Genomic DNA, 14,159 nt, shown 5'->3' with positions numbered 1-14,159 from the left:
CTGAACTCCAAGATCGCCACCGTCCAAAAACGCGCTTGTGGCTATCGCAACCCAGACAATTTCAAGATCGCTGTCTATTTCCACTGTGGTGGCCTCAACCTCTATCCCGCTACCGTGACCCACACAAAAGTCGGATGAATCCCAATTAAGAGGTCGTCGCCATTGCCGCCGCTGAGTATGTCGTTCTCTCCGGGCAGGCCGTACAAAGTGTCACTCCCGGCCGTGCCATTCAGAATCAGACCTGCCGCGTGCAGGGCTGTCCGATCCCAGACCGTGCCATCGGCAAAGATCAATTGCTCGATGCGGTTGTTTGGCGAGTCATACCAGCCGGCAACCGTGATCTGGTCGCCAGCGTTGGCAAACTTGAGCACCAGGTCGGTGTTGCTGCGCGTGACCGTCACGTCCGCCGGGGCGATTCCCGCACCCAGCACAATACGGTCGGTCCCCGTGTCCAGGGCGCTTTGATTGGCGTAGGCCACCTCGTTGATGGTGTCCGCACCGTCGCCCAGCTTATAACGGTAGGTGTCCGAGCCGCCGCTACCCCAGAATTGGTCCGTTCCGGTGCCGCCTTCGAGGATGTTGCTCGTTCCGCCTTCCGTGTAGCCCATGCCGGCGTGGTAATAGGTGGTGTAGTCGCCGGCCAGTAGCACGTCATTACCGGCACCCCCCAGCACGGTGTCGCTGCCGCCGCTACCAATTAAGAGGTCATCGCCATCGCCGCCGCTGAGGGTGTCTGCGCCAGCTCCGGCATTGAGCATGTTATTTGCACTGTTGCCATTGATCGTGTTGGCAAGTCCATTGCCTATCCCATCAATGGCCGCCGCACCAGTCAAAGTCAGATTCTCAAGGTCATCCGAAAGCGTAAAGCTCACCGCCGACAAGACGGTATCGTTGCCTTCGCCAGCCAGCTCGATGACGCTATCGCCGACGTTATCGACGATATAGGTATCCTCCCCGCTCCCGCCGATCAAGGTATCCGCGCCGAGGCTACCATCGAGCGTGTCGCTGCCCGCGCCGCCAACCAAGCGGTTGTCGCCCCAGTTGCCGGTCAGGCGGTTGTCCTGCGCGTTGCCGCTGCCGGTGAGATTCGCCGTGCCGCTCAATACCAGGTTCTCGACGTTCTCGCCCAGGACATAGGCATCAAGCGTCGTGCGCACGGTGTCGATGCCTTCGTCGGCCAGTTCGCTCACCGTGTCACCGATATCATCCACCGCGTAGCTGTCGTTGCCAGCGCCACCGCTCATCTCGTCTGCGCCGTTGCCCCCGTCCAAAGTATCATTACCGGCTCCCCCGTCGATCCGGTCATGGCCGGCCATCCCGGCCAAATCGTCGTTACCCTCTCCCCCAAAAATGACGTCATTTCCCGCCTCTCCCAAAATCTGGTCGTCACCATCGTCACCCGACAACACGTCATTACCCGGCCCGCCGGAAATCAGATCATTGCCCGCTCCCCCGAAAACAATATCGTTGCCATCTTCAGCAAAAACCGCATCCTGCCCATCGCCGGCAAAGACAATGTCGTTGCCCCGCCCGGCGTAGACGACGTCGTCGCCCGCACCGGCCATCGCGAGGTCGTTGTCGGCGCCCGAGTAGACCTGGTCGTTGCCGTCGCCAGCGTCGATCACGTCGTCGCCCTGGTCGTCGAAAACGACGTCATCGCCGGCGCCGGTGGTCAGGGTCGTGTTGCCGGTAGTCCCGAGCAGCAGGTCGGCGCCCGCCGTGCCGTCAAGCTGCGTCGGCGGAGAGAAGGGCAGACGAATCGCCACCGTCTGCGTCCCGTCCGGGTGCATGACCAGCACCTCGTTGCTCACCGCCAGGGTCACGTCGGCGGCCTCTACGTGGCTGCCGTCGCTCAGGGTGACCTGGGTGCGGCCGTGGATCACATTGCCGTTCGAGGTGGAAAACTGATTGTCGCTGGTTAGCGCGATGGATTCGATGCCGGCCTGCGTGAGTGAGGTCAGCTCGCCGGCGTCCGATACGCCATTGCCGTTGGCGTCACGCCACACGGCAAATTGGGACCACTGCGCATCGCGGGCGCTAAGCTTGGCGTCGTGGTTGCTGTCAAATGCCGCCAGACCCTGGAGGTCGGTTTGCGCACCGGCCACGTAATCCTTGAAGCTGATTTCGTTGCGCCCGCTGATCTGCTCGTCGGCGTTGGCATCAAAAGCCAGCAGCGCGTCGCCGCCGCTGATCCAGCCCATCCGGTAGCGCCAGCCGTCGCCTTTGATGTCGTAGAAGGCTTGGCTGTTCTGTGCGGCCTGCAAGACGATTCCGTTGTGGTCCAGATCAATGACGATGGGTTCGCCGCCATCGCCACCACCACCACCGTCACCTCCACCGCTGTCACCGCTGTCGCTGTCACTGTCACTGTCGCTGTCGTTATCGCCAATATCTCCCCCGCCGTTCCCATCGCCGCCATAGCCAGGAAGAGGAATCGGCACCGTGATCGTCTGCATCGTGACGCCGCCATGCGCATCAGTCACCCGGATCTGGAACGCATCCTGCCCGCCAATGAGGGTCAGCGGCGTAAAGGTCCACGACCCATCGGCAGCGACCGTCGCCTGGCCGTACAGCGTCCGGTCGGTGCCGTAGACGGTGCTCAACTGGAAGGTGAAGCTCGTGTCATCCGGGTCGGCAATGACCAATTTGCCTGCGTAGGGATTGACGATGGCGCTCATGGGCGTTGTCTGATAACCCCAGTGCCACTGGGCGTCATAAGCCCAGCCCGGCTCGGTAGCCGGGTAATCCGTGGAACCGACCTCTCCTATATAGCCATAGACCGGCGTCGAATTGCCCAGACTGGTCACCAGCGGCACATCATTGACCGACGCCAGCGTGATATCGACCTGCGCCGCCGCCGTGTTGCCGTTGCCATCGCGCGCCGTGTAGCTAAACCCCGCCCCATTGCCAAAGTAGTTGGCCTCCGGCCTGAAATGCACGACCTGGTTGCCATCAATACTCGCCGTCCCGTGCCTGAAGCCCGAGAGTCCGGCGACGGTCAGCCCGGTGCCGCTCACGCCGCCGACCAGATCATTGCGCAGCAGGTCGTCGGCGAAGATGTCGAGCGTCACATCTTCAATCCCGTTGCTGATGCTGTCCTTGCCCGGCGCGATGTTGGCCAGGTCATTAACCCGGGTGACGATCAGCGAGGCGGTGCCGGTGCTGCTCTCGACCAGGATGCCGCCGTCGACGTCGTGGGTGCGGATGCCGTCGGCATCGGCCACGAGGTCGGGGCTCATCAGTTGCCGGGTCTGCCCGGCGACGTCGTAGCTGCCTCGGGCGTAGTGCAGGGCGGTGATGCCCAGGTCGGCGAGCGATTTGAGTTCGCCGGTGTCGACCGTGCCATTGCCGTTGGCGTCTTTCCAGACGCGCAGTTGGCCGAAGACCGGGTCGACGCCGGTGATGTTTCCATCCGCGTTGGCGTCGATCCAGCGCAGGCTGGCGACGCCCTTGGCGCTGTCGGCGACCGCTGCGTTGGAGAAGAGTTCGGAGGCGTCGTCGAGCAGGCCGTTGAGGTTGCGGTCGAGGACCAGGAAGCCATCGTCCTTGCCGGCCCAGGCGGTGTTTTTGAAGTAGCCGGAGCTGTCGACGTCGAAGGCCACGCCATGGGCCTGGTCGGTGGTTTCGATGCCGTTGCCATTAAGATCGAGGATGACCGGGCGCCAGTGCTGGGTGGTCGCCCCGGCAGCGAGCGGCGCAGCAAGCTGGCCGTTGCGTTGGGCGCGTTGCAGTTCGGTGAGTCCGGCTTGCGGGTCGCCGGCCTGGGCTTGCAGGCGGGCGGTGTCGGCTTCCCATTGGGCGGCAATGGCGTTGCGCGCGAGCGCGGCATAGACGGCCTGGGTGCCCATATTACGGAAGAATTCGGGTGAGCCGACGGGGGCGTCGGTCGGCAGGCCTTCGGAATTGTAGTGAATGGTCCGGTCGGCGCCGGTCACCGGGTCGATGTCGGTAAGGGCGAAGGTGCCTTTGTTGAAGGTGGCGCCGGGCAGGCGGTTGGCAACCAGGCCCAGCGGCGTCGCCGGGTTGGCAGCCTGGGCGTTGGCCAGCAGGCTTTGCAGGTTGGTTTGTACGTTGTGCAGCATAGAGCGCGCGCTGGCTTCGCCGCCGTCACCGCCGCTACTGGCGATGCCGATGCTGCCGTCGGCATTCCAGACAAAGTTGGCAGTACCCCAGGGCTGGGGCTTGTGCTCTTTGTGGAAGAGGCTGCTGACCATGCTGTAGATGGCGTAGGCCCAGCCGATGACGGGGATATCAAAGGCGATGGCGATGATCCCGATCGCCGCGCCCGTGTAGTCGCCACTGGCAATGCTGCTGATGACGCTCAGGTAGGGGACGGCGTCGCCGAGGGTATCGGCAAATGCGTCGGCGGCGGCCAAGGTACTTGCGGCCTCCACGGTGCCTGTCTGGGCAAATTGGATTGTCGCAAAATTGGCATACGCGGCGGCCCCATAGGTGATCGCCTGCGCCCCGGCAGTAATCGCGCCAAGGGTGTTGCCGTTTTTCAGGGCGGAATTCAAGCTCATCAGACTCAGGATGCCGCTGGCGACATTCGATGCGCCGGACAGTTGGAGATTGCGCGTGCCATTGAGCGTGCTGATGTCGTTCGCCAGGCGCAGGCCGGAGGCGACGATGGGCAGCGGTTTCCCGGATTGCACGGCCTTGATCAGCGAGAGCGCGTCGATCAGGCTGCCGCCGACCTGGTCGATGGCCTTGTGCAGCGTGCTGCCACCCGAGGCGACTTCGGTCTGGCTGTAGAGTCTGCCGTCACCGTCATAGACCAGGCGCACGCTGCGTCCGTCGGGATAGGTGAGCATCTCGACGCGCGAGTTGTCTTCGGGGTAGACCTGGATGCTCGCCGTGCTGGTGATGTTGCCAGCGCCGTCGGTGTTGGTGCGGATGATGCGGCCGTCGGCGTAGTTGGTGGTTTCGCTGGTGGAGTTGTTCTCAAACGTGGTGAGCTTGGCGATCGAGGCGATGTGGCCGGTGCTGTCTTCAGTGGTCGTGGTGCGCAGGCCGTCGGGGGCGATGATTGTCGTCAAGCGTGTTTCGGTATGACCATCCAGATCGGCGTCTACCGCAGTGACTGTCTTCTCGAAAATACCGTCACCGTCGGCGTCGGTTTGTTCGCTGACGGTTCTGATAGCCCCAGTACCACTGGGCGTCGTAGCCCCAAGCGCGGCACTCTTGAAGTAGCCGAAAATGAACTGTCTATTGCACTACAGCTCTGACTATAGGGGTCGCGACTGGCAAGTTGGCCGCCTTCCAACTGTTCAAGCCTCCTCTATACCAACCAACGTGCGCGTACCCCAGTTTTTTTGCGCGCAAAGCAGCATTCGCTGCATGCCAATCACGTTTCTTGGAATAGAAAACAATGGCGTTGTTCGTATCCGGGCTGAGCAACTTTAACAGCTCAGAAAACCGGGCTTCGTAGTCAAGTTCTTTGGTGGGGTCGTCGTGTGCAAGCCCACCAAAAAGCAGGGTGAGCGCACTTGGAATCGCATCATCAATATTTATGACATCTATTAACACCGGAGCTTGCGTGCTCTTAAGCGCACTTGCCAATTCTTGTGTAGAAAACGTTTTAATCCCGTCGATGTGTTGTGGAGGGATGTCACTGAGGTTCTGCGTACGCAAGCCATTAACGCTGACCATGACTCCCCCATATTCTTCATTAGCATAATATTTTTCTGGCGGGACGCTGAGCGCGGTCAAAACCTCAATGTGCATAGCAACGGCAGACAGGTACAAATCACGCACATCAAATCCGTTGACGATTTGAGTTTCACAAAGACGGGCGGGCCTATCCTTGACGTGATTGCAAAAACGGATAGCCCTAGAAAACGCATCGGTCTCGGAATCTTGATTACCAGCTATGCCTAATCCAGCCGCTCCAATCGGAACGGCAAGTGCCTTGTTTTCTTTATAGCCTACAAAATCGGCAATCAGCTTTCGGCAACCATCCGTCGTGCACTGCTTTGCGCTCAGGTCTCTAAAGTACTCATCTGAGTCTGCAAGTGGCTGATTGAGTTCCCTACCCACAACATTTGGCGGCTTCCTGAAACCGACTGGAAGATCAATCGCAGTGAAGTCATTGGTTGTCACTATTCCAAGAGTCAGTGCGTCTTGATCGGGAATGTCAGTACAGTTCTTGCGCAAGGTTTTTGATGACCTACAGTGGTAAGCGACCCGTTTTGGTAATCTCTTCGCGTCATATACCTTCAGCATCGCACCTGCGTCATCCATGTGATACAGGGCCATCTTCATTACTTCCGCATTAAACCTTTCGCCCATGCTCTTTTCCATAAAATATAGAATTTGCACAGCCTTCGCTGGGAGAACAGATTTCGTATAAGTATCGTGTGGCCCATGAATTCCGATATAGGTTTGCGTAGGTCTAAATGCGTCCGAGAACGAACGCTCTTTACCCCCCATAAACATGATTGAACAGGCCGACATACAGTACCCGGCAATGACTGTCTTAACCCCCTTTTCCCTGATTAGGTTGCCGACTTGCATACCCGCCCATAAATCCCCGCCGGGGGAATTGACCAAGACGACCCTCTCAATTGAGGGCTGTGCTAGGACCTCTTTGAATTTCACGAACTCGTCGCCTATGCGTCCAGTAGCGTAGATAGAATTGCCATGTACCTCAATCGTCATCGCTTGGACGGCAAAGCTCAGTGACAACCCGAATAACAGCACAATTGAACGCGAATTGTTTTTATTGATCACTCGACAATATCTCCAAAGATAGAGCGCCACGAGTTCCGATGTAATCGGTAACTACCCGGCAGCGTTGTCTGCTACGCGCGGATCGTGTGCAATGGCGAGTGGGGCGGATCGCTGGCGGAAGTGATGAAAGGTGCCAGGTCATTTCCCGTCTCATGCCACCCGCACCCACCGCTCGTCATTCGCCGCGCGGTGCGCAGTGTACCCAAGCCCGGCCCCAGTGCCAAAGTAATTCGCCTCCGGCCTGAAATGGACAACCTGGTTGCCATCGATGCTCGCCGTCCCGTGCCGAAACCCCGAGAGCCCGGCGATGGTGAGCCCGGTGCCACTGACCCCGCCGACCAGGTCATTGCGCAGCAGGTCGTCGGCGAAGATGTCGAGCGTCACATCTTCAATCCCGTTGCTGATGCTGTCCTTGCCCGGTGCAATATTGGCCAGGTCATTGACCCGGGTGACGATCAGCGAGGCGGTGCCCGTGCTGCTCTCGACCAGGATGCCGCCGTCGACGTCGTGGGTGCGGATGCCGTCGGCATCGGCCACGAGGTCGGGGCTCATCAGTTGCCGGGTCTGCCCGGCGACGTCGTAGCTGCCTCGGGCGTAGTGCAAGGCGGTGATGCTAAGGTCGGCGAGCGATTTGAGTTCGCCGGCGTCGACCGTGCCGTTGGTGTTTTTGTCCTGCCAGACGCGCAGTTGGCCGAACACCGGGTCGCTGCCGGTGATGTTTCCATCAACGGTGGCGTCGACCCAGCGCAGGCTGGCGATGCCCTTGGCGCTGTCGGCGACCGCTGCGTTGGAGAAGAGTTCGGAGGCGTCGTCGAGCAGGCCATTGAGGTTGCGGTCAAGGACCAGGAAGCCATCGTCGTGGCCGGCCCAGGCGGTGGTCTTGAAGTAACCGGAGCTGTCGACGTCGAAACTGACGCCGTGGGCCTGGTCGGTGGTCTCGATCCCATCCCCGTCCAAATCCAGGATGACCGGACGCCAGTGCTGGGTGGTCGCTCCGGCAGCCAGTGGCGCGGCGAGCTGGCCATTGCGCTGTGCACGTTGCAGTTCGGTGAGTCCGGCCTGCGGGTCGCCGGCGCCAGGCGTAGGCCGGGGGTGACAATGGGCAGTGGCTTCCCGGACTGTCGAGGCGACGTGGCCGGTGCTGTGCTGCACATGTCCTGGTTGTTGTATTGAGGATGTTTCCCTACATGTGCGATTGCCGAAACTTGCTTCCGCTAACAGCGGCGCCCGCTCAAATTTTGTTTCCGCATCAACACTTGGATGTATCATGCAGTAATGCCATCATGCGACACAAAGGAGAGCGTTATGCACAACATCAAAACAGTTGGAAAAAGCGGGCAGATTTCGCTTGGCAAGGCCATGGCTGGGATGGGCTTTATTATGCAAGAACTGCCTGGAGGCGACATTGTGCTCAAGCGGGCTGTTGTTGTTCCGATGAACGAAAGACTGCTTGACCCGGTTGTCCATGCTGAACTGGAGGCTGCTCGCGAATGGCGGCGAAACAATCCGGCACAAGCAACAGACCTGACTGCACTTGCTTCCAAGCTCGGAATTACAGAAAAGTGAGCAACGACGATGCGGTGCTGTTAGATCTGAACGTTCCCACGTTTCAGAAGAAGCTGTTTGAGCTTGATACCGGAGAGGTCAAGAAGGTATTCAAAACATTTCAGAAACTTCAAGCGCTAACCTGGAACGATGTCTTCCGTGACCACGGATTGAAGTGGGAACAAGTCAAAAACGAACCAGGCACATTCACGATTCGACTTTCCAAATCGTATCGAGCCGTTGTCGAACGAGAGGGCGCGATGATGCTATTTCAAACGCTCCACCTTGACCGCGACGGTGCCTACGGGAAGAAATAGAAACGGCACTCCGCTTCGCTCAATCGGTTTGGCGGGTTACCACATCTACCTGCTCGTGCCCGTCAATGTTCTCAATCTCCCAGGCGGGTTAGGATGTAGGTCTTTCAGTTCCGGAAGGCCGTCCTCACGGGCCGGAAGGGCTTCGCAAGCTCATCAGGGATGCTCGCCCCAAGCCTCAGCGACCGGCCTTGGATGTTGGTGAAGACCGCCCGAAATCCCTTTCCAGTTCTGCCACGTACTCATCGAAGACATTGCGGACGGTCTTTTCGTCAATCCCGGTGTCGTCGACCATGGACCCTCCGGTTTTCTTTGCCTGCTCGCTTCAACACCCTCTTCATTTTGCACCCACTGAGTCCTGCGCCGCACCACCCGCGCTTTCCTGCCACACGACATCGTCATCGACGAGATAGAGCTGGCAGGGCGTCGTCGATTTGCGTTGGCAGATTTCGAGCGCGCTGTCGACGGCGAGGTCGTTGTCCGCCGACCAGCCATAATTGCCTGCGGCGGACAGCGCGAAGGCGCGCGGCTTCGCTCGGTTGAGGAACTCCCGGTAAGCCTGTCGCCCGGGTTCGCGCAGGTAGGGAGCCTTGTCGACCTCATTGGCGGCAGCCCACAGTGACGGGGGTGGTATGGTCGCTTTTGGGCGGCGTGACGGAATGTCAAATTTGACGTTCATGTCGAAGCCCTGCTCGGTGAGAAAACGTTCGACTTCGGGCAGCCAGATCGGCAAACCCTGGCGCTGCGAAAACATGCCATGCGCGTCGCCGTTGCTGTAGATGCCAAAGGCGATCAGGCGCGCCTTGCCACCCGCCGTGGTATAGGACTTGTGCATCTGCTGATAAAGCCAGGGCGACCAGTAGCTGTCGTTGTCGCCATAGAACCAGAGGGATGGATATTGCGCAGCGGCACCGAACTTGCCGAAGGCGCTTGCCAGCGTGCCCTCCCAACCGGGGCATTGGTCTTGCCGCAAACCGCCGGCAAAGTTAACCAGGGCGCGCACGCCTGAATAGACGAGGGTGCCAAACGCCATGGTCGTAAAGCCGCCGTGCGATTGCCCCATGACGACGATGTGTTTGGGGTCAATGTAACTTTGCGCCGTCATGTAGTCGAGCGTTGCGACCACGTCTTCGGCTTGCAATAGGCCATTGCTGGCGACATTGCATCCACCGCTGATGTAGCTGCCGCCCGATTTGCTAAAGCCTTCACGCATGGGGATCACCACGGCAAAACCGCGTTTGACCAATTCACGCGCCGCGTAGGAGTACCTTGCACGTGCCTGAAACACCGGGTTGCCAGCTGCTTTGCCGTGGTTGATGACGGCGAGCGGAAAGGGGCCGTCGCCGGGCGGTTTGAAGACGGTGGTTTCAAGCTCGATGTTTGAGAACGTGCCGCGCTTGGGTATTTTGATCACCGACTCATTGAGGCTGGTGTCGAACAGGGGTTCGTCCGCCGCCACCGCGCCCAGGGCGACTGCGGCCAACAATGCGCAGCCTGTTTTTCGCAGAATATTTTGGCGGATGTGTTTCATCTTACTCATCAAAAGAGCCAGGGTGATTTTTCGGTTCACGACGCTCATACCCACACCCCGTCAATATTGTTACTCATCGTCATATCGCTTCGCCCCATAGGGTTTGTTCTGTTGGTCAAAAAGCCGGTTATTGCTCGTCTCACGCTGCCTGTAACTGCGCCATCGCGAAGTGGGGGCAACAATGCCGCTTCGTCTCCTTCGCAACACTTCGACAACGAACTTCTCATTTGGCTTGCCATCCGCTTTCCAAATTGTGATCAAGAGACAGGGCGGAAGCCGGGGGCTTACCTCTACGAGTTAAATTCGCGTGCGGCACTGGGCTGACGTTGTCGGCGCACGTGTCGGGTTCGAGTACCTCCCCGCCGCTCCGAGAACGTGGACCGAGAAATCGCCGCTGACAACGCCCGGGCAGATGCCTTCGGTTTAGTCTTCGATTCCGACCCACGTCACGAATTGCCGACGCCTGCACTGCCAGAGACTCCTGTGAGTAGCGAGTTCTCAGTTGATGCTATGAAGAACGCTTGAGGTCCCGATAGAAATTCTCGTGAGGCCCGACGGCTTCGAGATAGATCAGGCGGACTTCATCGTCCACGGTGTAGCCGAGCAGGTAGAGCTGGTTCTGGCTGCGGAATTTATAGACGAACAGTTCGGCCAGGTCGCCCTTCTTACGTTCACCGACGGCGGGATTATCCGCAACGACCTCGGCGGCCGCGTCGACATCGTTGACGACGTTGTCGTGGAGTTTCTTGTAGGCGCGTGCGAAACGTCGGGTCTGCTTGAGCGCATAGCTCATGCCCGCCGTGACCGGGCGAGGAAGGCCGTCGCATCGTCATGGGACTCAGCCATTGACGCCAGTGATTCGGCAATGAAACCAGCTGGAAGGTCTGGATTGTCCAGTGCGGCGCGACCAACACGGGCCCAGTATTCGACCTGACCGGCAATGCTGCGATGTTCGACCATGGCATCAGCGCGAGCCTGATCGTACAGCGTACGATCGATGCGAATGGAAGTCGATACAGTCATGGCGGCTCTCCAAAAAAGTCCGTTTAGCGGATGAGCGGAAGGTTACCACAAATGTAGCAACGCCTTCAAGGAGTACAGCTGTCAGGGGTGCGTTTAAAAATGAAAAATCAAAAATGGCGAGCCGCCAATTATGACAAACTCGTTTAGCGAAGCCTTTGCTTTGGATCGAAGCGGACGATCGTACTACTACCGTCGGCAATCTTCCTGGCCTGCGCTTTCCAGGCATGACCATAGACCACCTCGAAGGTCGCCGGCAGGCGTCCGTCCTTGCTGCGTTTCTCGTACTCGGCGCACGCCGTCTGCCAGGCCGAACGCCCCATCAGCCCGCGCCGACGGTCATGCATGGCACAGGTAGCGCCGCTTTGGCGCAGGTCACGGAATAGGTCATCGAGACTTGAATAGGTCAGGGTCAGCACTTCGACATCCATCACCGGATCGGAAAAACCGCAGGTGAGTAGCATGTCGCCATAATCGTGCATGTCAGTAAAACGTTGGGTATGCACCTGGCCGTCTGAAAAACTGGCGCGTAATTCCTTCAGCGTATCCGGGCCAAAGGTGGAGAACATCAACAATCCGCCGACCTCCAGCGTGCGCTGCATTTCGTGCAGGGCACGCAGCGGATCGTTCAGCCAGTGCAGCACCAGATTCGACCACAGCAGGCCCAGGGTATTCGACTTAAAGGGCAGGGCCTGGGCATCGGCAGCCAGCAGCGCGGCCCTGCTGCCGCGCGTGAAGGGTAGTAGCCAGCGCAACCGTGAACGCCGCTGGCGCCCGGCATCAAGCATGGCCTCACTGACGTCAGCGCCTAGCATCTGCGCTCCAGTGTAGCGCTCACTCAATGCCGTCAGACTGGCCCCGGTGCCGCAGCCCAGATCGAGCACACGCTGTGGCGCTATCTTCACGTAGTCGAGCCGCTCAAGCATGCGGCTAGCCACCTCACGTTGCAACACAGCAACTTCATCGTAGCCTGCCGCCGCACGCGAAAAATTGCGTCTTACCTGGCTGGAATCAACGAAGCGCTCCGCTGCGTTCATGACCGATCAAATCGGGCGCAAACCAAGCTTTTCAAACAGGGCCAGGTCGCGACTGGTTCCTGAATTATTCGTCGTGAGCAGTTTGTCGCAATAGAAAATCGAGTTGGCGCCAGCGAAGAAGCACAGTGCTTGCATTTCGTCCGACATCGCTTCACGACCGGCAGAGAGCCGGACGAAACTTTTCGGCATGGTGATGCGCGCAGCAGCGATTGAGCGAAGAAACTCGAAACTGTCGACTTTTTCCGTTTCCGCCAGCGGTGTGCCGGGAATTGCCACCAGATTGTTGATCGGCACGGATTCGGGCGGCGGGTTAAGGTTGGCCAGTTGGGCCACCATCGCCGCCCGGTTGCGGCGTGATTCGCCCATGCCCAGAATGCCGCCCGAACACACCTTGATGCCGGCCTCCCGCACCTGGGCGATGGTATCGACGCGGTCCGCATGCTTGTGCGTGGTAATCACCTTGTCATAAAACTCGGCGTCGGTATCCAGATTGTGGTTGTAATAATCGAGACCGGCAGCCTTCAACTGGCTGGCCTGCCCTTCTTTGAGCATGCCCAGGGTGACGCAGGTTTCCAGACCGAGCGCCTTGACCTCGCGGATCATCTGCGAGACCACCGCCAGCTCCTTCTCCTTCGGGCCACGCCAGGCCGCTCCCATGCAGAAACGCGATGCGCCCCGGGCCTTGGCTTCGCGCGCCGCCGCCAGCACGTCCTCGACCTGCATCAACGCTTCACGCTCGGTTTCGGTCTTGTAACGCGCCGATTGCGAACAGTAGCTGCAATCCTCCGAACACCCCCCGGTCTTGATCGAAATCAGCGCCGAGCGTTGCACCGCGTTCGGGTCAAAATTCTCGCGATGCACCTGCTGCGCGCGGAAAAGCAGATCCATCAGCGGCATCTGGTAAAGTGCCTCGACGGCAGAGACCGTCCACCTGGTGTCAGGGGCCGGTGCTGTTGCATCAGGACGCAGGGCAAGCACAGGAGAAATTGAATTCATGAGAGAAGCCCACTAAAAAGAGGAAGACATGAACCGCCCAGAGACGATTCAGAGATGCCGATTCTAACCCAATTCCTGGGCCTAACGTCCGGGCCGCTTCGCCGCATCGGCCAGTTGCTGGCGCAGGACTGCCTGCTCTGCGCTGCCACCAGTGGCGACGCCATTTTGTGCCGCGCCTGTACCGCCAACCTGCCCTGCCTGCAAACTCCAAACTGCCCGCGCTGTGCCCTACCCACCACGCAGGGTGAACTCTGCGGCCGCTGCCTGGCTAAAGCGCCGTACTTCGACGCCACCCTAGCCGCGTTTCGCTACGACTTCCCGCTCGACAAACTGGTGCAGTCGTTCAAATACGGCCATCGTCTGGCACTCGGCGCCTATTTCGGCCGGCAACTGGCTGCGCTGGCCGGAACACTGCTTGCCGACCTTATCATTCCCCTGCCACTGCACCCCGAACGTTTGCGCCAGCGCGGCTTCAACCAGGCGCTCGAACTCGCGCGCCCGGTCAGCACAAGGTGTCGGTTGCCAATTGACACGGCAAGTTGCAGCCGCACGCGCAACACCCCGGCCCAGGCCGACCTGGCCTGGCGCGAACGTGAGAAAAACATGCGCAACGCCTTCCATTGCGCGGTTGACTTCACCGGCAAACGGATCATCCTCGTCGATGATGTGATGACCACCGGCGCCTCGCTTAACGAATGCGCGCGCACGCTCAAGCTGCACGGCGCGGCACAGGTCAGCGTGCTGGTCCTCGCCCGGGCGCTGCCTAGAATGCTCTAATCTTGGGAAAATCAATACTTTCAAAACATATCTGTCGAGAAATGGGCGCTGAAGATAGAGATCATTAAAATTGGCGATGTCTTGCGCCATATGCGTTGATTGCCACGAATGAATTACTGGAGAGTGACAAGTTCTCCCCCTTCAGATCGTTTCTTTGGCGAGTCGGAGATTGGATAGTTCTGTTCCCAGCTCGATCCATCGGTCGAT

Annotated in this window: 12 protein-coding genes; 4 read left to right on the top strand and 8 right to left on the bottom strand. The window is 59.3% G+C overall.

Annotated features, from left to right (window positions below; genetic code table 11):
- Positions 1–101: 101 nt before the first annotated feature.
- Positions 102–5,039, bottom strand: a complete 4,938-nt coding sequence (locus Q1J43_RS03960) for a calcium-binding protein (protein WP_301101054.1) — start codon at positions 5,037–5,039, stop codon at positions 102–104.
- A gap of 12 nt (positions 5,040–5,051) precedes the next feature.
- Between Q1J43_RS03960 and Q1J43_RS03955 the strand changes: the two genes are divergently transcribed.
- Entirely contained in the window at positions 5,052–5,228 is a 177-nt protein-coding gene (locus Q1J43_RS03955) for a hypothetical protein (protein ID WP_301101052.1), read from the top strand.
- Here the strand turns inward: Q1J43_RS03955 and Q1J43_RS03950 are convergent.
- Together Q1J43_RS03950 and Q1J43_RS03945 are read right to left on the bottom strand one after the other, a co-directional pair.
- Positions 5,209–6,732, bottom strand: coding sequence for a rhodanese-like domain-containing protein (locus tag Q1J43_RS03950; RefSeq protein ID WP_301101051.1), 1,524 nt, complete (start codon positions 6,730–6,732; stop codon positions 5,209–5,211). The genes Q1J43_RS03955 and Q1J43_RS03950 overlap by 20 nt on opposite strands.
- A gap of 150 nt (positions 6,733–6,882) precedes the next feature.
- The gene (locus tag Q1J43_RS03945) at positions 6,883–8,001 is read right to left on the bottom strand and encodes an Ig-like domain-containing protein (protein WP_301101050.1); all 1,119 of its coding nucleotides are present in this window, start codon (positions 7,999–8,001) and stop codon (positions 6,883–6,885) included.
- A 36-nt stretch (positions 8,002–8,037) separates the two neighbouring features.
- Here Q1J43_RS03945 and Q1J43_RS03940 point away from each other — a divergent pair, with 36 nt between their 5' ends.
- Positions 8,038–8,298 (top strand): hypothetical protein, encoded by a 261-nt coding sequence (locus tag Q1J43_RS03940; protein ID WP_301101049.1) that lies wholly within the window; start codon positions 8,038–8,040, stop codon positions 8,296–8,298.
- Positions 8,295–8,594: a hypothetical protein gene (locus Q1J43_RS03935; RefSeq protein ID WP_301101048.1), complete on the top strand. Its 300-nt coding sequence runs from the start codon at positions 8,295–8,297 to the stop codon at positions 8,592–8,594. The genes Q1J43_RS03940 and Q1J43_RS03935 overlap by 4 nt, the downstream gene beginning before the upstream one ends.
- A 334-nt stretch (positions 8,595–8,928) precedes the next feature.
- Here the strand turns inward: Q1J43_RS03935 and Q1J43_RS03930 are convergent, their stop codons facing one another.
- The 5 genes from Q1J43_RS03930 to bioB all read right to left on the bottom strand — a co-directional run bounded on the left by Q1J43_RS03930 (position 8,929) and on the right by bioB (position 13,175).
- On the bottom strand, positions 8,929–10,131 hold the full coding sequence (locus Q1J43_RS03930; protein WP_301101047.1) for a prolyl oligopeptidase family serine peptidase: 1,203 nt from the start codon (positions 10,129–10,131) through the stop codon (positions 8,929–8,931).
- Between the two features lie 499 nt (positions 10,132–10,630).
- A complete protein-coding gene (locus tag Q1J43_RS03925; RefSeq protein ID WP_301101046.1) occupies positions 10,631–10,915 on the bottom strand; it encodes a type II toxin-antitoxin system RelE/ParE family toxin in 285 nt (94 codons plus the stop codon).
- Positions 10,912–11,145: a ParD-like family protein gene (locus tag Q1J43_RS03920; protein WP_301101045.1), complete on the bottom strand. Its 234-nt coding sequence runs from the start codon at positions 11,143–11,145 to the stop codon at positions 10,912–10,914. The genes Q1J43_RS03925 and Q1J43_RS03920 overlap by 4 nt, the downstream gene beginning before the upstream one ends.
- Before the next feature lie 143 nt (positions 11,146–11,288).
- Positions 11,289–12,179: a malonyl-ACP O-methyltransferase BioC gene (bioC, locus tag Q1J43_RS03915; RefSeq protein ID WP_301101044.1), complete on the bottom strand. Its 891-nt coding sequence runs from the start codon at positions 12,177–12,179 to the stop codon at positions 11,289–11,291.
- Between the two features lie 6 nt (positions 12,180–12,185).
- Entirely contained in the window at positions 12,186–13,175 is a 990-nt protein-coding gene (gene bioB / locus Q1J43_RS03910; protein ID WP_301101043.1) for a biotin synthase BioB, read from the bottom strand.
- 54 nt (positions 13,176–13,229) lie between these two features.
- Between bioB and Q1J43_RS03905 the strand changes: the two genes are divergently transcribed.
- Positions 13,230–13,952 (top strand): ComF family protein, encoded by a 723-nt coding sequence (locus tag Q1J43_RS03905; RefSeq protein ID WP_301101042.1) that lies wholly within the window; start codon positions 13,230–13,232, stop codon positions 13,950–13,952.
- Positions 13,953–14,159: the final 207 nt, after the last annotated feature.

Origin of the sequence: Propionivibrio sp., from assembly GCF_029255185.1 — a bacterium.
Lineage (GTDB): Bacteria > Pseudomonadota > Gammaproteobacteria > Burkholderiales > Rhodocyclaceae > Propionivibrio.
The sequence above is the reverse complement of the archived record's forward strand: the minus strand, read 5'-3'. Positions and strand labels throughout refer to the sequence as shown.